Here is an 18978-nt window from a genome sequence, read left to right on the forward strand (position 1 = left end):
GATACCCCCCCACTGAGGTTTCACTTTATTTAATGCTGATTCTGCTTTCGAGCTTGTTCCGGTGTATCAAGACTTGTTGCACCGGGATATTGAAGTGATTGGTCGCGATCAGATTCAACGCGGCGTGATTCTCTTAGCTTTCGTTCTTGGCGATCTTTACCCATTGTGAGTTACACCTCCTTATTAAAAGTTTTGCTGTTATGAGAAAAACTATGCACAAAGAAAAGGAGGATTAACTTTCATAAAAAGTTCCCATAATGGAAATCATAGGAGGTGAAATGATGGATGGGAGTACTTTTTATTTTGTTGCTTGGATAGGGTGGATTGTCGTGACCTTTTTTATGAAAAAGGAATCTATTCGTTGGAAGATAAGTGCTTGTATATTAATTTTTATTATTTGTTCTCCGTTAAATGTGACGATTGCTTCTTTCACGATATCGGTAAATGCCCTTTTGCTTTGTATTATTTCTTTTGTAGGTATCGCGTTATATTCTATTTGGAAAAAATTATATACCTTACTTTCGGCACTTATTATTGCAATGTTATATACAAGCTTTCATTTGTTAGAAGTATATGATCCAATTTGGATTGTGGTTGATAGGTTGTTGCTGTTAAGTGGTGCACTTGTGTATGCATCGGTTTTATTGCACGGGGATCGCATATTACGATTATGCTCCTTATATATAGGGATGTTACAAGGAGAATTATTGGTGACGCTGATTTTTCGTAAATTACATTTTCCTTATGAATACGGCAGTTTAGCTTTTTTAGATGTTGCTGCTGTTTCCACTTTATTTATGGCGATTTTACTTTGGATTACAAAGGCATCGGTATATATGGAACAATTTAAGAGGAAAACACGTAAAAGAAAGGCGAGGGTAATACATGACTGAATATACACCAGCTATTTTATGTGGCGTAATTGCAGGTACAATAACTAGGTTGTTAATGCTTCGTACCGATACGAGGCAATATCCGACGAGGCTTCACGGGAAAATTATTCATATCGCGATGGGATTAATTGCGGCTGCCTTAGGAGCAATTGCGATTCCGTCTGTTTTGAAAAAAGATTTCTCTGCAATTACATTTCTTACGTTAGCAGCGACGCAATTTCGTGATGTGCGCAATATGGAAAGAAATACGCTTCAACAATTAGATGGATATGAGCTCGTACCACGTGGTAATACATACATTGAAGGAATTGCATTAGTATTTGAAAGTCGTAACTACTTGGCGATGTTAACGTCGTTTGTAACAACGTTTGCGTATATAGGATTCGATTCATGGATTGCCGGGGTAATTACTGGTATAGTAAGTTTTTTCATTGCGAAAAAATTAATGTCAGGTAAAAGACTTCATGACCTTGTAGAAATAGAGCACGTTCCACTTCGTTTTGAAGGAGCGGGACTTTATATTGATAATATTTACATTATGAATATTGGATTGCCAGCAAGGCAAGAAGAAATTATGAAATATGGAATGGGATTTATTTTAAAACCGAAATCGATAGATGCGATGGTTACAATCTCAAACTTAGGACAACGGCAAGCTATTTTACATGATGTTTCGGTTGCTTTAGGAATATATAGAGATTCTGGAACGCCGGCACTTGTACCGTTAGCGAAGCGTGATTTAGAGGATGGGAGAGTTGGGATTTTTGTTCTGCCGCAAGATCAAGATGCAGAAAAAGCGATAGGGGTAATCGGAAATGTACCAACATTAGAGAGTGCTGTTCATATGTCATCAGAAGCTCCGAAAGGAAGGGGAGATAAGAGATGATGTTAGAAAGTGTTATTCTCGCAGTCATTACAACAACGCCAGAGAAATTTGCAGGTGGTGCCCCTTTATTTATTTGCGAGTCGACAGAGGAACTGGAATTTGTTGCAAATAATTTAGAGGCTATTTTAGATGGTATTGCACATCGCTTACAAGATAATGTATATATTATTGTGAAACATTAGTAACGTGTGGTATAATGTGAGGTGTTTTGATACGTTGAGAAATATTCTGGAATGCAAATCCCTTCTTGCACAAAGAAGGGTTTTTTACATAATAAACAGAAGCAAGTTGAAAGGATGAAAGTATATGCCGAAACCAGTAATAGCGATAGTAGGCCGCCCGAACGTAGGGAAATCTACTATTTTCAATAGAATTGTTGGAGAAAGAGTTTCAATCGTAGAAGATATACCAGGTATAACGCGAGACCGTATTTATAGTGCGGGAGAATGGTTAAATCATGAGTTTAACATTATTGATACAGGTGGAATTGATATTGGAGACGAGCCGTTCTTGACACAAATTCGTCAACAGGCGGAAGTAGCGATTGATGAAGCAGATGTTATCATTTTTATGACGAATGGTCGCGATGGTGTAACTGCAGCAGATGAAGAAGTTGCTAAAATTTTATACCGTTCTAAAAAACCAATTGTACTTGCGGTAAATAAGGTTGATAATCCAGACATGCGTAGTGATATTTATGATTTTTATGCATTAGGATTTGGCGAGCCATTCCCGATTTCAGGTACACACGGTTTAGGACTTGGTGATTTGTTAGATGAAGCTGCAAATCATTTTCCAAAGATTGAAGAAGAAGCGTATGACGATGAAACAATCCGTTTCTCTTTAATTGGACGTCCAAACGTAGGGAAATCATCACTTGTAAATGCACTTCTTGGTCAAGAACGTGTAATTGTAAGTAATATAGCGGGAACGACACGTGATGCTGTTGATACACCATATAGTAAAGATGATCAAGATTATGTAATCATCGATACAGCTGGTATGCGTAAAAAAGGGAAAGTATACGAAAGTACAGAAAAGTATAGTGTACTTCGTGCACTTAGAGCGATTGAACGTTCTGACGTTGTTTTAGTCGTTTTAGACGGAGAAGAAGGAATTATTGAGCAAGATAAAAAAATCGCTGGATATGCTCATGATTCAGGACGAGCTGTTATTATCGTTGTAAACAAATGGGATGCAGTGAAAAAAGATGAAAAAACAATGAAAGCATTTGAAGAAAACATCCGTGCTCATTTCCAATTTTTAGAGTATGCACCGATTGTATTCTTATCTGCGAAAACGAAAAAGCGTACACAAACGTTATTACCGGTTATCAATGAGGTAAATGAAAGCCATAGCATCCGTGTACAAACGAATGTATTAAATGATGTAATTATGGATGCGGTAGCGATGAATCCAACGCCGACACATAATGGTAGCCGTCTGAAAATCTTCTATGCGACACAGGTTGCGGTAAAACCACCAACATTTGTTATATTTGTAAACGATACAGAATTAATGCACTTTTCATATGAGCGCTTCTTAAAGAACCGTTTACGTGAAGCGTTCGGTTTTGTAGGAACGCCGATTCACATTATCGCTAGAGCAAGAGACTAATGGAGAGGATGTGATTTTATGACAAAAATCACAGTAATAGGAGCAGGTAGCTGGGGAACAGCGTTAGCGATGGTATTAGCTGACAATGGGCATGATGTACGTATTTGGGGAAACCGTCCTGAACTCATGAATGAAATTAATACGAAGCGTGAGAACAGTAGATATCTTCCAGGGATTACATTGCCAAGCACAATCGTAGCCTATTCTTCTTTAGAAGAAGCATTAGTAGATGTAAATACAGTACTGCTAGTAGTACCGACGAAAGCGTACCGAGACGTATTGCAAGAGATGAAAGAAATTGTTACAGAGCCAATTACTTGGATTCATGCAAGTAAAGGAATCGAACCAGGTACGTCAAAACGTATTTCGGAAGTGATTGAGGAAGAAATTCCAGAGAGCTTGATTAAGGATGTTGTTGTACTATCTGGGCCGAGTCACGCTGAAGAAGTTGGATTGCGTCAAGCGACAACTGTTACGTCTGCAGCAAAGCGCATGGAAGCGGCTGAGGGAGTACAAGATTTGTTTATGAATAGCTATTTCCGTGTATATACAAACCCAGATATCGTTGGAGTTGAACTTGGTGGTGCTTTAAAAAATATTATTGCACTAGCTGCGGGGATATCTGACGGGCTTGGATTAGGTGATAATGCGAAAGCGGCATTAATGACACGTGGTTTAACAGAGATTGCTCGTTTAGGAAGAAAAATGGGCGGAAATCCGTTAACGTTTGCTGGTCTAACTGGTATGGGAGACTTAATTGTAACTTGTACAAGTGTGCATAGCCGAAATTGGCGCGCTGGAAATATGCTTGGAAAAGGGCACTCTTTAGAAGAAGTGCTAGAAAGTATGGGTATGGTTGTAGAAGGTGTAAGAACAACGAAAGCTGCTCATGAATTGGCAGAGAAAATGGAAGTTGAAATGCCGATTACAGCTGCTTTATATGACGTGCTGTTCAATGGGAATAATGTGAAAGATGCAGTAGGCTCATTGATGGGACGTGTTCGAAAACATGAAGTTGAAGCGATACCTGATTTGTTATAAAGAAAGCGGTAGAAGTACATTTCGTACTTCTACCGTTTTTTATTTTTTATGGGTCTTTTCACCAATTTTTCATCTCTGCATAGGATGAAGAGTAACTTGAGGAGAGGGTGAAAAGAATGGATAACAACATTTTTAATAACATTGAAAAAGAAGCGAAAGTGAACAAAGAAGATATTTTTAAATTAGCGTCGTCTGTTCAAAATGCGAACTTACGTGATGAGACAGTGCTTCGCCAATTGATTCATCAAGTTGCTCTAATGGCAGGACGCGAAGTGCCGAAAGAGCAAGAGGATCAAATTGTAAAAGCGATTATTAACAATAATATGCCGGCGGATTTTGGTTCGTTAAGTAAAATGTTTAAAAAATAAATTATGAGAAACAAAGAGTTTAGAGAATGCATATGATAGTTATGAAAGAATGGGAATAGAGCTGTTAAGGGCATATTTGGTCAACCGAAGCGCATTATTTCGTGCTTCGGTTTTATTATTTTAAATAAAAATCATCAATTCACGGAAAAATGATGATTTTTATTTGTTTAAAGATTTTAATTTGTTAAAATAGTATAAAAATAGATTGAAAGTAAAGGGGTGTATATATGTCGGAAGGGCTTATGAAAATGTGGTTTGCTTTAGGGGCAATTGGATTTATGTTTCTTGCAGTAAGTTTTATTTTATTGAGTAGGCATAAAATGAAGAATAAATTTTTGAAAGGGATTACAGCTTTAGTAGCGTACACCCTCATGATTGTATCGGGAATTGTTATTTTCCTTGTTGTATTTAGTGGCCCTATTGAGCAATAAAGGATGTGTAGTCGGTAAATGTTACAAAAGCAACAGTCCATACTAGCATGAAAAGGTGATTGTCAGTGAAAAAAATCCATATTATTTTAATATTTTGTTGTATGAGCATTTTAACAGGGTGTATGTATCCAAGAGAAAATATGAAACAAAGTGCTATTCCTTATGAAGACCAGTTGCAAGTTGTACAAAAAGCCATTAATACATATAAGGAGCAAACGGATGGTTTATTACCAATTAAGACGCGTGATATGAGTACGCCGATTTATCAGAAGTATCCAATTGATTTTCAAAAAATTGCTCCAAGGTACATACAAGAGGCACCAGGGAATGCGTATGAAAGTGGTGGAGTATATCAATATGTATTAATAGATGTTGAAAAAAATCCGACAGTAAAGTTAATTGATGTGAGAATGGCGGAACAAATTCAAGAAGTGGCATTGAAGCTAAGAATGTATCGTGATGAACATCAATATCCACCTTTTAAAAAAGTGATCACAGATGGTGTTTATGAATTAGACTTCAAAAAACTAGGATATAAAGATGTACCACAAGTGACAAGTCCGTACTCAGGAAAAGGTCTCCCTCTTGTAATTAATGAAAAAGGAGAATTGTTTGTTGATTATAGAATCGACTTATATGAAGCGTTGAAAAAAAATGAAGGACAATTTAAAGAAGGTGAAGATATCCGGAGTATACTATCGAAGGATTCCCCGTTTGTTCCTGCATATTCTTTGCCGTACACAGTAAAAAATGGAGAACCAATTTTTTTAAAATCATAAGTCATGAACCTTTCTTTTAGTGAATAAGTTCTAGAAGAAAGGTTTTTTATGTTATACAACTTGCGATGCAAACAAAAGGTATTTTTAAATAGTCATATGAAATTGGACAAAATTATATGATATATTGTCCGAACTTCTAGAATACCATTATATTATATCAGATATTATAGGCAACATTAGAGAAGGTATTAGTTGACTATAAACGTGGAATTATTCCCAAAAATATTGAGGGAGGGAATCACTTGGAAAAGGTAGATATTTTTAAAGATATTGCGGAACGCACAGGCGGTGATATTTATTTTGGAGTTGTAGGAGCTGTTCGAACAGGGAAATCAACATTTATTAAAAAATTTATGGAACTTGTTGTTATTCCCAATATTGAAAATGAGTCAGACCGTCAAAGAGCGCAGGATGAACTGCCTCAAAGTGCTGCTGGTCGTACAATAATGACGACGGAACCGAAGTTTGTTCCAAACCAAGCGGTTTCTATCGAAGTAGATGAAGGTCTTGAAGTGAATATTCGATTAGTAGATTGTGTTGGATATACGGTTCCAGGAGCAAAAGGCTATGAAGATGAGAATGGTCCGCGCATGATTAATACTCCTTGGTATGAAGAGCCTATTCCATTCCATGAAGCTGCAGAAATCGGAACACGTAAAGTAATTCAAGAGCATTCAACAATTGGTGTCGTTATTACAACAGATGGAACAATTGGTGAAATTCCAAGAAGAGATTATATAGAGGCAGAAGAACGCGTTGTAAATGAGTTAAAAGAAGTAGGAAAGCCTTTCATTATGATTATCAATACTGTACAGCCATACCATCCAGATACGGAGCAGTTACGTCAAAGTTTATCAGAAGAATATGATATCCCAGTAATTGCGATGAGTGTAGAGAGTTTAAGAGAAACAGATGTGTATAACGTACTGCGAGAAGCATTATTCGAGTTCCCGGTTTTAGAAGTGAATGTAAACCTTCCGAGCTGGGTAATGGTACTAAATGAAGGGCATTGGTTACGCCAAAGTTATCAGGAAGCGGTTCAAGAGACTGTAAAGGATATAAAACGTCTTCGTGATGTGGACCGTGTCGTTTGGCAGTTTAGTCAATATGAATTTATTGATCGAGCGAGTCTAGCTGGCATCGATATGGGGCAAGGTGTGGCAGAGATTGATTTATATGCGCCAGATGAATTGTATGATCAAATTTTAAAAGAAGTAGTAGGAGTAGAGATTCGAGGGAAAGATCATTTATTAAAGCTTATGCTCGATTTATCTCATGCGAAAACAGAATATGACCAAGTGGCGGATGCCTTGCGGATGGTAAAACAAACCGGATATGGAGTAGCAGCGCCTGCATTAGCTGATATGAGCTTAGATGAACCGGAAATTATTCGTCACGGCTCAAGGTTCGGTGTTAAATTAAAAGCGGTTGCGCCGTCTATTCATATGATTAAAGTGGATGTAGAATCAACATTTGAACCAATTATCGGTACTGAAAAACAAAGTGAAGAACTAGTTCGTTACTTGATGCAAGATTTTGAAGATGACCCGCTATCAATTTGGAATTCTGATATATTTGGGCGCTCTCTTAGCTCTATTGTTAGAGAAGGAATTCAAGCGAAGTTATCTCTAATGCCAGAAAACGCTCGTTATAAATTAAAAGAAACGCTAGAAAGAATTATTAATGAAGGATCTGGCGGATTAATTGCGATTATATTATAAGAAAAAAATCCCTCTAATTGCAGAGGGATTTTTTTCTTTTTGAGTACGTAATAGAAAAATAAACAGTCATTATCTAATATTTTGTTGTAAATTGTCAAGTTTCATCAGAATTTCACATTTTTAGAGTAACAATTTCCTTAAAAATATTGAATTATAAAGGAGAATCGTATAATATAGGCGTTGATAATGATTTATCTACATCTTTGTAGTATAGAATTTGTAAAAATTGCCTACAAATGAAAGTAAGACTCATTTTATGATCATTATACAGTCTTATCTTTGGGAGGAGGTGAATGGCATGAACAAGACAGATTTAATCAATGCTGTTGCAGAAGCAAGTTCCCTTTCTAAAAAGGACGCAACAAAAGCAGTGGACGCTGTTTTTGATTCTATCTTAGAAGCTTTAAAACAAGGTGATAAAGTACAACTAATCGGATTCGGTAACTTCGAAGTTCGTGAGCGTGCGGCTCGTAAAGGTCGTAACCCACAAACAGGTGAGGAGATTGAAATCGCTGCAAGTAAAGTACCTGCATTCAAACCTGGTAAAGCGTTAAAAGATGCGGTTAAATAATCCTTACATATTAACAGGGAAGAAGAGTTTCCTTTTTGGAAACTCTTCTTTTTGCTTTTAAAAACATAAATATGCTAGAATGTGTTCGTATCACTTTTAGGTTTTTCGGGAGGGCTAGCGGATGGCAAAAGTTAATTTAGAACAAATTGAACATGCAGTACGTCTTATTTTAGAGGCAATCGGAGATGACCCAAATCGCGAGGGAGTACTTGATACACCGAAACGTGTTGCGAAAATGTACGCAGAAGTATTCTCAGGAATGCATGAGGATCCGAAAGAGCATTTACACAAAGTATTCGGAGAAGACCACGAAGAGCTTGTGCTAGTAAAAGATATACCATTCTATTCGATGTGTGAGCATCATCTTGTTCCGTTTTATGGAGTTGCTCACGTTGCATATATTCCGCAAGGTGGAAAAGTAACGGGACTAAGTAAATTAGCTCGTACTGTAGACACAATTGCGCGTCGTCCGCAACTACAAGAACGTATTACATCAACAGTAGCTAACTCTATTATGGAAGTACTAGAGCCGCATGGTGTAATGGTAGTAGTAGAAGCAGAGCATATGTGTATGACGATGCGTGGTGTGAAAAAGCCTGGTGCGAAAACAGTAACGACTGCAGTGCGCGGCGTGTTAGAAAATGATGCAGCAGCACGTAGTGAAATTTTATCGTTTATTAAGACGAATTAAAGAAGAGCGGGAAACTGCTTTTCTTTTTTTTATATACAAAAAAATGATATAGTTTTAATGTTAAAGAGCAAGAATATAAAGGTTGAAAATTACTTCTGCCTTTTGTGTAAATGAATGTTTGTAGTTGTTAGAGACGAAGATAACTTGTATGAATAAAAGTTGAGGCTTTATTCGGTGGCAGTTTGGCAGAAGTAGCCAAGTTTTGATTATAGAAAATAGAATGTATGTGTTATAATAAATTTTATGAATTAGAAAACAAGGGTGATTTTTTGTGTGTGACATCTACGGAGGGTATGCGGGTATTAAAGAGAAATTGATGGAGAAATTACGCCATCCTTATTTTATAAACTATATTGAAGAACCATTTATTGATGAAGAAAAAATAGCGCTGTTATACGGTGCATTAAAAAGTGCAAATATACATAAAGAACAAATTGATCATTATGTCGTAACGATTATGCTTGTACAAATTGCTCTTGATACACATGAAAAAGTATCAAATAAAGCAAACGAAGAGACGAGTGGATTCCATAAGCGTCGTCAATTGACAGTTCTTGCAGGGGATTATTATAGTGGTCTATACTATTACTTATTGTCAATGAATTGTGATATTATCTTAATTCGTGCACTTGCTGAAGGAATTAAGGAGATTAATGAACATAAAATTATGCTGTATCAAAAAGCACATGTGACGATTCAAGACATAATGGAAAGTGTAGTAATAATTGAATCTGCGCTTTTGCAAAAAACATGTGATCATTTTCAGTTATCTAATTGGAAACCATATATAACTTATGTGTTAGGAAAAAATCGTCTTCAAAAAGAGTGTCAATTGTATGCTGATAAACAAAATTCACCTGTTTTTCAAGCAGTCCAAAAAATCTCATTGGATGATAATAAAAATTTGGAAACAGTTATTAATGAATGGCTTATGGAAATGAGAAAGCAAGAAGAAAATTTTTTAGAGAATCATACAGAAGTTAATGAGATAATTTCTATGTTAAGAGATAAATCAAGGACATAAGCAACTTTACATTGGAAGAAGGTACGAGCATGCAACAATCAAAAGAAGAAAGAGTACATGACGTATTTGAGAAAATTTCTGATAAATACGATGTGATGAATTCTGTAATTAGTTTTCAAAGGCATAAGGCATGGCGCAAAGAAACGATGCGAATTATGGATGTGAAACCCGGGAGTAAGGCACTTGACGTATGCTGCGGGACGGCAGATTGGACAATTGCACTAGCGGGAGCTGTAGGTGAAGATGGGAAGGTTTACGGTTTAGACTTTAGCGAAAATATGCTAGCTGTCGGTAAACAAAAGGTAGAAGCTTTAGAATTAAAGCAAGTAGAACTTATGCATGGAAATGCAATGGAACTTCCTTATGAAGATAATACGTTTGATTATGTAACGATTGGTTTTGGGTTACGTAACGTTCCGGATTACATGCAAGTATTAAAAGAAATGACGCGTGTAGTAAAGCCTGGTGGAAAAGTAATTTGCCTGGAAACATCTCAACCAACGATGATAGGTTTTCGTCAAGGATATGTCTTATACTTTAAATATATCATGCCGTTATTTGGAAAGATGTTTGCGAAAAGTTATAAAGAATATTCATGGCTTCAGGAATCTGCTAGTACATTCCCAGGGATGAAAGAGTTAGCACGTATGTTTGAAGAAGCTGGGCTTAAGAATGTGCAAGTGAAACCATTTACTTTTGGTGTAGCAGCTATGCATTTAGGTATTAAACCAGAATCAAAATAGAAAATAGAAAAAAGACGTTTTAGGTTAAGGTGAACAATATGAAGTTACAACTTATGTACTCTTTTTTACGATCGGATATTAATGTTATAGAAAAAGAATTGAAGAAGACAGTTGCTTCTGAGCAGCCGTTAGTAGAAGAAGCGGCATTACAGCTTATTGAAGCAGGTGGGAAGCGGATTCGCCCTGTTTTTGTTTTGCTTGCAGGGAAATTTGGGGATTATAAGTTAGATGCAATTAAGCATGTTGCGGTTGCATTAGAACTAATTCATATGGCTTCGCTTGTTCACGATGATGTCATTGATGCTGCGTTTTTACGACGCGGTAGCGCAACAGTGAATGCGAAATGGGGAGATCGTATTGCAATGTATACAGGAGACTACTTGTTTGCGAAGTCTCTTGAATGTATAACAAATATAGAAATTCCAGATGCACATCAAGCGTTGTCTCATACAATTTTAGAAGTTTGTAAAGGTGAAATCGAACAAATTAAAGATAAGTATAACTATGATCAAAATTTACGAACGTATTTAAGAAGGATAAAACGAAAAACAGCATTGTTAATCGCCGCAAGTTGTCAGTTGGGAGCGATTGCTGCTGGTGCTAATCGTGATACTGTAAATCGTCTATTTTGGTACGGATATTTTGTTGGTATGTCTTATCAAATTATTGATGATATTTTAGATTTCGTATCGACAGAAGAGAAGCTTGGAAAGCCTGCTGGTGGTGATTTATTACAAGGTAACATTACATTACCTGTTTTGTATGCCATGGAAGATCCAGTTCTTCGTCAAAAAATTACATCTGTGCATGAAAATACAACAGCAAGTGAAATGAAAGAAATTATTGATGATATTAAAGCGAGCGAAGCTATTGATAAAGCATTTTCGTTTAGTGAACGTTATTTACATAAAGCATTAGAAATAATAAAACCACTCCCTCGTGGACAGGCGAAGTATGCGTTGCAAAATGTCGCAAAGTATATTGGAAAACGAAAATTTTAGTGTTTTGTCTAAAAAATAAAATAATCTCTCTATTTCAAAACTATTGCGCAATTGTGATAAGGGTGTTAATATGTGTGTGGGGATATACAATTACATACATAATTCAGAAGTGGAGAGATTTTTTATGGAAAAAACATTTCTAATGGTAAAACCAGACGGTGTACAACGTGCCTTCATTGGGGAAATTGTAGCTCGTTTTGAGAAAAAGGGCTTTCAATTAGTTGGTGCAAAATTAATGCAAGTTACTCCGGAAATTGCTGAACAACACTACGGTGAGCATAAAGAAAGACCTTTCTTTGGTGAATTAGTAGACTTTATTACATCTGGTCCTGTATTCGCAATGGTATGGCAAGGTGAAGGTGTAGTAGATACAGCACGAAATATGATGGGTAAAACACGACCTCATGAAGCTGCTCCTGGAACAATTCGTGGAGATTTCGGTGTAACTGTTGCGAAAAACATTATCCACGGTTCGGATTCTTTAGAAAGTGCAGAACGCGAGATTGCTATTTTCTTTAAGGAAGAAGAATTAGTAGACTACTCAAAATTAATGAATCAATGGATTTACTAATTATTTTGAAATAATTTGTAAACGCTTTAATAACTGTGATAATAGTAAAAAGTGTGAGAAGAATAGGGGTATTCTTCTTGCACTTTTTTTATTTCGATCAGTTACGAAGTTAGGGCTGTTATGATATATTGGTATGTAAAGTAAAAGGTTTACTATTATGAAAATAATCGAACAATTACAAGTAGGGAAAGCAAACATTCGATTTACTATATAATTTCTTTGTATTTTAAAGAGTGATGGAAGATAATATAGCTGCTTTATGTAGCGGGATAAATACATATGCGAAAAGAGGAATAACGTATGCGATATATTACAGCTGGTGAATCCCACGGTCCGCAACTTACGACAATTTTAGAAGGTGTTCCGGCAGGGGTATCTTTAGTAGCGAATGATATAAATGAAGAATTAGCTAGAAGACAAAAAGGATATGGACGCGGTAGACGCATGCAAATTGAGAAAGACCAAGTGCAAATTGTAAGTGGTGTTAGGCATGGGAAGACGATGGGGTCACCGATTGCACTTGTTGTTGAAAATCGTGATTTTACACATTGGACAAAGGTTATGGGTGCAGAGCCGTTAACTGAGCAGGAAGAGAAAGAAATGAAAAGGCAAGTTACGAAACCTAGACCTGGACACGCAGATTTAAATGGTGCGATTAAATATGGTCATAGAGATATGAGGAATGTATTAGAGCGTTCTTCAGCACGTGAAACGACAGTTCGTGTTGCAGCTGGTGCAGTTGCAAAAAAAATATTAGCGGAATTAGGTATACAAGTAGCGGGACATGTTATCGAGATTGGTGGTGTACAGGCAGCAAATATTAAATATAACTCTATTGTGGAATTACAAAGTACTACAGAAGCATCTCCTGTACGTTGTTTAGATGAAGAGGCCGGTAAAAAGATGATGCAAGCAATTGATGATGCGAAGGCAAATGGTGATTCTATCGGTGGTATTGTTGAAGTAGTTGTAGAAGGAATGCCAATTGGAGTAGGTAGCTATGTACATTATGATAGAAAATTAGATGCAAAATTAGCAGCGGCAATTATGAGTATTAACGCTTTTAAAGGTGTTGAAATTGGAATTGGTTTTGAAGCAGCACATAGACCTGGAAGTGAAGTGCATGATGAAATCCTTTGGGATGAAGTGCAAGGGTACAGAAGAAAAACGAACAATGCAGGTGGATTAGAAGGTGGCATGACAACTGGTATGCCGGTTGTTGTGCGCGGTGTTATGAAACCGATACCGACATTATATAAACCGCTTCAAAGTGTTGATATTGATACGAAAGAACCTTTTACAGCGAGTATTGAACGTTCAGATAGTTGTGCAGTGCCAGCAGCTAGCGTTGTGGCTGAAGCTGTTGTGGCTTGGGAGCTCGCAACAGCTTTAATTGAACAATTTGGATTAGATCGTATCGATCTTATACGTGAAAATATTGAGAAACATAATGAATATGCGAGGGGATTTTAATGGAGAACATACATATTCAAACGAAATCAAAAGAATATGATGTACATGTTGGAAGGGAGGCGTTGTCACACTTAACAACGCTTATTCAAAAAATGAATCCTGCAGTATCTAACATAATGATCATTTCTGATGAAGCTGTTGCATCACTGCATTTACAGACAGTTGTTGATGCATTGCAAGTAGAGCAAAAAGTATTTTCGTTTGTTGTACCGAGTGGCGAAAAAGAGAAGTCTTTTGAAAATTTCTATGAGGCTCACACTTCGGCTCTTGAAAATAAATTAGATAGAAATTCTTTAATCATCGCACTTGGAGGCGGAATGATTGGAGATTTGGCTGGATTTGTTGCCGCGTCGTTTATGCGTGGTATTCGCTTTGTCCAAGTTCCAACGACTTTATTAGCTCACGATAGCGCAGTAGGCGGGAAAGTAGCAATTAACCATCCACTAGGAAAAAATATGATTGGAGCGTTTCATCAGCCAGAAGCTGTTGTATATCATACGCCATTTTTACATTCACTTCCTGAAAAAGAGTGGCGATCAGGTTATGCAGAAGTGATAAAGCATGCTCTTATTGGTGATGTAGAGCTATATCATTGGTTAAAAGAAGAAGTACAAACGTTAACGGATCTTCGTGATGAAAAGTTAATTCATATATTAACGAAGGCGATTCCTGTGAAAGCGAATATTGTGTCGCAAGACGAAACAGAAAAAGGTGTACGTGCCCATTTGAATTTTGGGCATACGTTAGGACATGCTCTTGAAAAAGAGTTAGGATATGGAAATATTACTCACGGTGATGGAGTAGCGGTTGGCATGCTATTTGCTATGTTTTTAAGTGAGCAAGTGTACAAAGTTGATCTTTCTTATAAAGAAATAAAGCAGTGGTTCTTGAAATACGGTTATCCAAAAATGCCAAGTGACTTGAATGTAGAACGTCTCGTTCAGTTGATGAAACAAGATAAAAAAGCAAATGCTGGAACAATTCATATGGTGCTTATGCAGGAATATGGGGGAGTGAATGTCGTATCTATTTCAGATGAGACTGTTCATATTGCGTTAGAAGCATTTCAAAAGGATATGGTGTAAAAAAGTCATAGAACAGGTATGAAATGCATATTTAAAGGTATTCTCGTAATGGTGACGGTTATGATTAAAGATGACAGTAAGACATTATAAATCATATCAATGACTGGGGGAAGAAAAGTGAGAGTAAAAGAGCAATTGTTAACTTTGAGAGCATATGTACCTGGGAAAAATATTGAGGAAGTAAAAAGAGAATACGGATTGTCAAAAATTGTAAAATTAGCATCGAATGAAAATCCGTTTGGCTGCTCTGCGCGTGTGACAGAAGCATTAACTTCGTTAGCTAATCATTATGCACTCTATCCGGACGGGGCGGCATTTGAGCTTCGTGAGAAAGTAGCAGAGCATTTAGGTGTAAAAGCGGAACAGCTTTTATTTGGTAGTGGGCTAGATGAAGTCATTCAAATGATTAGTCGTGCTTTGCTACATAATGGAACAAATGTTGTAATGGCGAACCCTACGTTCTCGCAATACCATCACCATGCTGTTATTGAAGGAGCAGAAGTTCGTGAAGTACCACTTAAAGATGGCATTCACGATTTAGATGCAATGTTACAACAAGTAGATGAGAAAACGAAGATTGTATGGATTTGTAATCCGAATAATCCGACAGGTACATATGTAGAAAAACAAAAATTACTTTCATTTTTAGAATCAGTTCCAAAGTCAGCGCTCGTTATTATGGACGAAGCATATTATGAATATGCTGGGGCAGAAGATTATCCGCAAACATTACCTCTTCTTGAAAAGTACGAAAATCTTATGGTGTTACGCACATTCTCAAAAGCATATGGATTAGCTGCTTTTCGTATTGGATATGCGATTGGTGATGCAAAGCTTATTGGGCAGCTAGAGGTAGCAAGACTACCATTTAACACATCAACTATCGCCCAAGCGGTAGCATTAGCGGCAATAGAGGATCAACAGTTTTTACAAGAGTGTGTGAAGAAAAATGCCGGAGGATTAAATCAATATTATGCATTTTGTAAGGAATATAACGTATTCTACTATCCATCTCAAACGAATTTTATTTTCTTGAAACTTGGTATACCTGGTAATGAAGCTTTCGAACGATTAATGAAAAAAGGATATATCGTTCGTTCTGGTGCAGCATTTGGTATGCATGATGGTATTCGTATTACTGTTGGATTAAAAGAAGAAAATGATGAGATTATTGAATTACTTACGGAACTTGTAAAAGAACAAGTGAAGAAAGAAGAAACGTATTCTTAAGAAATGGTGGAGGCTCCTGTTACAGGAGCCTTTTTCATTTGAACTGCAATAAGGGGAGTTGTTTGCACGTTCAAGAAAGAAAACGTTACAATAGAAGTAGACGTATAAGAAGAACTATTGTACATATAACTTATTTAAAATGTGAGGAGGATACAGTTTGAAACTAGTAGGACGAAAAAATAGTTTGAATGGGAAAATTGTTGTTCCAGGAGATAAATCTATTTCGCATCGCTCTGTTATGTTTGGAGCGATAGCGGAAGGGACGACGAAAGTATCAAATTTTTTATTAGGAGAAGATTGTTTAAGTACAATTGCATGTTTTCAAAAACTAGGTGTCCAGATTGAACAGTTTGGTAACGATGTCACGATTTACGGTAAAGGATTACATAATTTACAAGAACCGAAAGAAGTATTAGATGTGGGGAATTCAGGGACGACTATTCGTCTTATGCTTGGGATTTTAGCAAATACGCCGTTCCATAGTACGATAATTGGTGATGCATCAATTGGAAAACGTCCTATGAAACGTGTTACAGACCCGCTTAGTAAGATGAATGCTCAAATTGATGGTAGAGAAAACGGACAATATACACCTTTATCTATTCGCGGTGGTAAGGTAAAAGGTATGCATTACCATTCACCAGTAGCAAGCGCACAAGTGAAGTCAGCAGTTTTACTTGCGGGTTTGCAAGGGGAAGGGATTACTACGGTAACAGAGCCTATGCAATCTCGTGATCATACGGAAAGAATGTTGCGTGCATTCGGTTGTACCGTAGATGTTAATGGACGGACTGTTTCATTACAAGGTGGACAACAACTTAAAGGTGCAGACATAGAAGTTCCAGGAGATATTTCTTCGGCGGCATTTTTCTTAGTAGCTGGTGCAATTGTCCAAAATAGTAAGCTTGTATTGGAAAACGTTGGTTTAAATCCGACGAGAACAGGGGTTTTAGATGTATTAACAAAGATGGGTGCACTTATTTCTATCGATCATATTAGAAATGAAGAGTTTGAACCGTGCGGGGATATTACGATTGAAACATCTAAACTAAAAGGAATAGAAATTGGTGGAACTCTTATTCCAAGATTAATTGATGAAATTCCTGTAATTGCTTTATTGGCAACGCAGGCAGAAGGAATTACTGTTATTAAAAACGCTGAGGAGTTAAAAGTAAAAGAAACAAATCGTATCGATACGGTTGTAGATGAATTAGGCAAATTAGGTGCGAAGATTGAAGCTACACCAGATGGTATGATTATATATGGTAAACAAAGTTTAAAAGGAAATACTGTTAATAGTCACGGCGATCATCGTATTGGGATGATGCTTGCAATCGCATCGTGTATTATAGATGGAGAAGTGAAAATAGAGAATAGTGATGCGGTCGCTGTATCGTATCCGGAATTTTTCGAACAATTAGCTGCGCTATGAGAGAAAGTATAGGAAGAGGTAGCTCACTCAAAAGGTTGCGTTCTTACACCTAGTTGCTTATGATAAATGAACAGAAGAGAATATTTTTTGAATTAAAGGAGACGTTTATGCAAAAGTTTGAACAGGCTGTTTCTTATATTGAAAACGGTGAAGCAGAAAAAGGATTACAATTATTAAAAGAACAACTACGAGTTGCTAATGATGAAGAGAAGTATGATATCGCTCGTTACTATCATACACTTGGGTTTATGGATGAGGCGTTAGCAATTACTGAAGACTTACGCTTGCTATATCCGGAAGAAAGTGAATTTACGGTATTTTTAGCAGAATTATATATTGATTTAGATAAAGAAGATGAAGCGATTGAAGTGCTTCATGATATTCCAGAAAACGATGATTTATATGTTCAATCGTTATTACTTGTAGCGGATTTATTCCAAATGCAAGGTTTTGATGATGTAGCAGAACAAAAACTATTAAAGGCGAAAGAAATGATGCCAGACGAACCTGTTATTACGTTTGGGTTAGCAGAATTATATAGTAGTAAAGGTGAAGAGCAAAAGGCGATCACTTATTATGAATCGTTACTAGCAGAACATAAAGTTATGGGTGGTGTTGTCATTGCGCTTCGTCTAGCAGAAACTTTAAGTGCTATTGGAAACTGGGAAGAGGCAATCTCTTACTATGAAGCGGGGTTAGAAGAGCAAAAAGATATTCACTCATTATTTGGATATGCCTTCACATTATACCAAGGAGAAGAATATCAAAGAGCAATTGGTGCTTGGCAAGAATTAAAAGAATTAGATCCTGAATACGCATCGTTATACATGTATTTAGCGAAAAGCTATGAAAAAGAAGGCATGCTTCAAGAAAGCTATGAAGCACTTCAAGAAGGAATTAAAGTAGATGAGCTGTCTGTTCCTTTCTATGTAGAATTAGCGAATATTGCGGCGAAATTAGGTAAAATAGCGGAGGCAGAAGAAGTGCTTCAAAAAGCACTGGAGCTAGATCCGGGACATTTAGGTGCGATATTAAAATATGCGTATATTTTAAAAGAACAAGAGAAATACGAAGAGCTAATTGCAGTTGTAGAGCGTGCAATTGACAGTGGAGAACCAGATACACAACTACTTTGGGATCTTGCATTTGCAAAAAAACAATTAGAAATGTATTCGGATGCATTAAAACACTATGAAAGTGCATATACTTCTTTTAAGAATCATCCAGATTTCTTGGAAGAGTACGGTTATTTCTTATTAGAAGAAGGAATGCGAAAAGAGGCGAAAGAAGTATTTACGCAGTTAATACAACTAGACCCGACACAAATTCATATTGAAGAATTGTTATATAATTTAGAGGATTTTTCATAAGTTGGAAGGAAACTGAATGCCGCTTCTTGAATCTAAAAAGAAAAGAGAAAG

At 36.7% G+C, this 18978-nt stretch carries 21 protein-coding genes; 20 read left to right on the plus strand and 1 reads right to left on the minus strand.

Annotation, left to right across the window (positions count from 1 at the left end; all coding sequences use genetic code 11):
• Nucleotides 1–29 precede the first annotated feature (29 nt).
• Nucleotides 30–164 (minus strand): YpzI family protein, encoded by a 135-nt coding sequence (locus QCI77_RS07730; RefSeq protein WP_000513901.1) that lies wholly within the window; start codon nucleotides 162–164, stop codon nucleotides 30–32.
• Nucleotides 165–281: 117 nt separating this feature from the next.
• On the opposite strand from QCI77_RS07730, the gene QCI77_RS07735 reads away from it, so the two are divergent.
• The 20 genes from QCI77_RS07735 (at nucleotide 282) to QCI77_RS07830 (ending at nucleotide 18927) form a co-directional block, all read left to right on the plus strand.
• Nucleotides 282–893 carry a YphA family membrane protein gene (locus tag QCI77_RS07735; protein WP_002086626.1) on the plus strand — a complete coding sequence of 204 codons (612 nt, stop codon included), beginning with the start codon at nucleotides 282–284 and terminating at the stop codon, nucleotides 891–893.
• Nucleotides 886–1779, plus strand: coding sequence for a YIEGIA family protein (locus tag QCI77_RS07740; protein WP_002086625.1), 894 nt, complete (start codon nucleotides 886–888; stop codon nucleotides 1777–1779). Before QCI77_RS07735 ends, QCI77_RS07740 begins: the two co-directional genes overlap by 8 nt.
• Entirely contained in the window at nucleotides 1776–1961 is a 186-nt protein-coding gene (locus tag QCI77_RS07745) for a capping complex subunit for YIEGIA (protein ID WP_002086624.1), read from the plus strand. Before QCI77_RS07740 ends, QCI77_RS07745 begins: the two co-directional genes overlap by 4 nt.
• A 124-nt stretch (nucleotides 1962–2085) precedes the next feature.
• A complete protein-coding gene (gene der / locus QCI77_RS07750; protein WP_002011811.1) occupies nucleotides 2086–3396 on the plus strand; it encodes a ribosome biogenesis GTPase Der in 1311 nt (436 codons plus the stop codon).
• An 18-nt stretch (nucleotides 3397–3414) separates the two neighbouring features.
• Nucleotides 3415–4437, plus strand: a complete 1023-nt coding sequence (locus tag QCI77_RS07755; protein WP_002011813.1) for an NAD(P)H-dependent glycerol-3-phosphate dehydrogenase — start codon at nucleotides 3415–3417, stop codon at nucleotides 4435–4437.
• Between the two features lie 116 nt (nucleotides 4438–4553).
• On the plus strand, nucleotides 4554–4805 hold the full coding sequence (locus QCI77_RS07760; protein WP_000369753.1) for a stage VI sporulation protein F: 252 nt from the start codon (nucleotides 4554–4556) through the stop codon (nucleotides 4803–4805).
• Nucleotides 4806–5032: 227 nt separating this feature from the next.
• Nucleotides 5033–5236, plus strand: a complete 204-nt coding sequence (locus QCI77_RS07765; protein WP_002011815.1) for a DUF2768 domain-containing protein — start codon at nucleotides 5033–5035, stop codon at nucleotides 5234–5236.
• Between the two features lie 65 nt (nucleotides 5237–5301).
• Nucleotides 5302–6015: a hypothetical protein gene (locus QCI77_RS07770; RefSeq protein ID WP_002126422.1), complete on the plus strand. Its 714-nt coding sequence runs from the start codon at nucleotides 5302–5304 to the stop codon at nucleotides 6013–6015.
• A 242-nt stretch (nucleotides 6016–6257) separates the two neighbouring features.
• Nucleotides 6258–7736: a stage IV sporulation protein A gene (spoIVA, locus tag QCI77_RS07775; protein ID WP_000416521.1), complete on the plus strand. Its 1479-nt coding sequence runs from the start codon at nucleotides 6258–6260 to the stop codon at nucleotides 7734–7736.
• Between the two features lie 298 nt (nucleotides 7737–8034).
• On the plus strand, nucleotides 8035–8307 hold the full coding sequence (locus tag QCI77_RS07780; RefSeq protein WP_001043860.1) for an HU family DNA-binding protein: 273 nt from the start codon (nucleotides 8035–8037) through the stop codon (nucleotides 8305–8307).
• Between the two features lie 121 nt (nucleotides 8308–8428).
• Complete coding sequence (folE, locus tag QCI77_RS07785; protein ID WP_002011819.1) at nucleotides 8429–8998, plus strand: GTP cyclohydrolase I FolE; 570 nt, start codon at nucleotides 8429–8431, stop codon at nucleotides 8996–8998.
• 271 nt (nucleotides 8999–9269) lie between these two features.
• Nucleotides 9270–10022 (plus strand): heptaprenyl diphosphate synthase component 1, encoded by a 753-nt coding sequence (locus QCI77_RS07790; protein ID WP_113770079.1) that lies wholly within the window; start codon nucleotides 9270–9272, stop codon nucleotides 10020–10022.
• A 29-nt stretch (nucleotides 10023–10051) separates the two neighbouring features.
• Nucleotides 10052–10765 carry a 2-heptaprenyl-1,4-naphthoquinone methyltransferase gene (menG, locus tag QCI77_RS07795; protein ID WP_002086620.1) on the plus strand — a complete coding sequence of 238 codons (714 nt, stop codon included), beginning with the start codon at nucleotides 10052–10054 and terminating at the stop codon, nucleotides 10763–10765.
• A gap of 38 nt (nucleotides 10766–10803) precedes the next feature.
• The gene (gene hepT, locus QCI77_RS07800) at nucleotides 10804–11766 is read left to right on the plus strand and encodes a heptaprenyl diphosphate synthase component II (RefSeq protein WP_002011823.1); all 963 of its coding nucleotides are present in this window, start codon (nucleotides 10804–10806) and stop codon (nucleotides 11764–11766) included.
• A 124-nt stretch (nucleotides 11767–11890) separates the two neighbouring features.
• Nucleotides 11891–12337 carry a nucleoside-diphosphate kinase gene (gene ndk / locus QCI77_RS07805; protein ID WP_000415879.1) on the plus strand — a complete coding sequence of 149 codons (447 nt, stop codon included), beginning with the start codon at nucleotides 11891–11893 and terminating at the stop codon, nucleotides 12335–12337.
• A 300-nt stretch (nucleotides 12338–12637) separates the two neighbouring features.
• The gene (aroC, locus tag QCI77_RS07810; RefSeq protein ID WP_063218614.1) at nucleotides 12638–13810 is read left to right on the plus strand and encodes a chorismate synthase; all 1173 of its coding nucleotides are present in this window, start codon (nucleotides 12638–12640) and stop codon (nucleotides 13808–13810) included.
• The gene (gene aroB, locus QCI77_RS07815; RefSeq protein ID WP_061675130.1) at nucleotides 13810–14895 is read left to right on the plus strand and encodes a 3-dehydroquinate synthase; all 1086 of its coding nucleotides are present in this window, start codon (nucleotides 13810–13812) and stop codon (nucleotides 14893–14895) included. Before aroC ends, aroB begins: the two co-directional genes overlap by 1 nt.
• A gap of 117 nt (nucleotides 14896–15012) precedes the next feature.
• A complete protein-coding gene (gene hisC / locus QCI77_RS07820) occupies nucleotides 15013–16125 on the plus strand; it encodes a histidinol-phosphate transaminase (RefSeq protein ID WP_113770078.1) in 1113 nt (370 codons plus the stop codon).
• Nucleotides 16126–16282: 157 nt separating this feature from the next.
• Nucleotides 16283–17557, plus strand: coding sequence for a 3-phosphoshikimate 1-carboxyvinyltransferase (gene aroA / locus QCI77_RS07825; RefSeq protein WP_002086617.1), 1275 nt, complete (start codon nucleotides 16283–16285; stop codon nucleotides 17555–17557).
• 107 nt (nucleotides 17558–17664) lie between these two features.
• Nucleotides 17665–18927: a tetratricopeptide repeat protein gene (locus tag QCI77_RS07830; protein ID WP_353824717.1), complete on the plus strand. Its 1263-nt coding sequence runs from the start codon at nucleotides 17665–17667 to the stop codon at nucleotides 18925–18927.
• Nucleotides 18928–18978 lie beyond the last annotated feature (51 nt).

The sequence above is a fragment of the Bacillus cereus group sp. MG9 genome (genome assembly GCF_040459995.1).
GTDB lineage: Bacteria > Bacillota > Bacilli > Bacillales > Bacillaceae_G > Bacillus_A > Bacillus_A mycoides.

What these genes read in the sequence shown, in the direction of transcription:
- QCI77_RS07730 (WP_000513901.1), bottom strand. Translation starts at nt 164, where the DNA reads ATGGGTAAAGATCGCCAAGAACGAAAGCTAAGAGAATCACGCCGCGTT.
- QCI77_RS07735 (WP_002086626.1), top strand. Translation starts at nt 282, where the DNA reads ATGGATGGGAGTACTTTTTATTTTGTTGCTTGGATAGGGTGGATTGTC.
- QCI77_RS07740 (WP_002086625.1), top strand. Translation starts at nt 886, where the DNA reads ATGACTGAATATACACCAGCTATTTTATGTGGCGTAATTGCAGGTACA.
- QCI77_RS07745 (WP_002086624.1), top strand. Translation starts at nt 1,776, where the DNA reads ATGATGTTAGAAAGTGTTATTCTCGCAGTCATTACAACAACGCCAGAG.
- der (WP_002011811.1), top strand. Translation starts at nt 2,086, where the DNA reads ATGCCGAAACCAGTAATAGCGATAGTAGGCCGCCCGAACGTAGGGAAA.
- QCI77_RS07755 (WP_002011813.1), top strand. Translation starts at nt 3,415, where the DNA reads ATGACAAAAATCACAGTAATAGGAGCAGGTAGCTGGGGAACAGCGTTA.
- QCI77_RS07760 (WP_000369753.1), top strand. Translation starts at nt 4,554, where the DNA reads ATGGATAACAACATTTTTAATAACATTGAAAAAGAAGCGAAAGTGAAC.
- QCI77_RS07765 (WP_002011815.1), top strand. Translation starts at nt 5,033, where the DNA reads ATGTCGGAAGGGCTTATGAAAATGTGGTTTGCTTTAGGGGCAATTGGA.
- QCI77_RS07780 (WP_001043860.1), top strand. Translation starts at nt 8,035, where the DNA reads ATGAACAAGACAGATTTAATCAATGCTGTTGCAGAAGCAAGTTCCCTT.
- folE (WP_002011819.1), top strand. Translation starts at nt 8,429, where the DNA reads ATGGCAAAAGTTAATTTAGAACAAATTGAACATGCAGTACGTCTTATT.
- menG (WP_002086620.1), top strand. Translation starts at nt 10,052, where the DNA reads ATGCAACAATCAAAAGAAGAAAGAGTACATGACGTATTTGAGAAAATT.
- hepT (WP_002011823.1), top strand. Translation starts at nt 10,804, where the DNA reads ATGAAGTTACAACTTATGTACTCTTTTTTACGATCGGATATTAATGTT.
- ndk (WP_000415879.1), top strand. Translation starts at nt 11,891, where the DNA reads ATGGAAAAAACATTTCTAATGGTAAAACCAGACGGTGTACAACGTGCC.
- aroC (WP_063218614.1), top strand. Translation starts at nt 12,638, where the DNA reads ATGCGATATATTACAGCTGGTGAATCCCACGGTCCGCAACTTACGACA.
- aroB (WP_061675130.1), top strand. Translation starts at nt 13,810, where the DNA reads ATGGAGAACATACATATTCAAACGAAATCAAAAGAATATGATGTACAT.
- QCI77_RS07830 (WP_353824717.1), top strand. Translation starts at nt 17,665, where the DNA reads ATGCAAAAGTTTGAACAGGCTGTTTCTTATATTGAAAACGGTGAAGCA.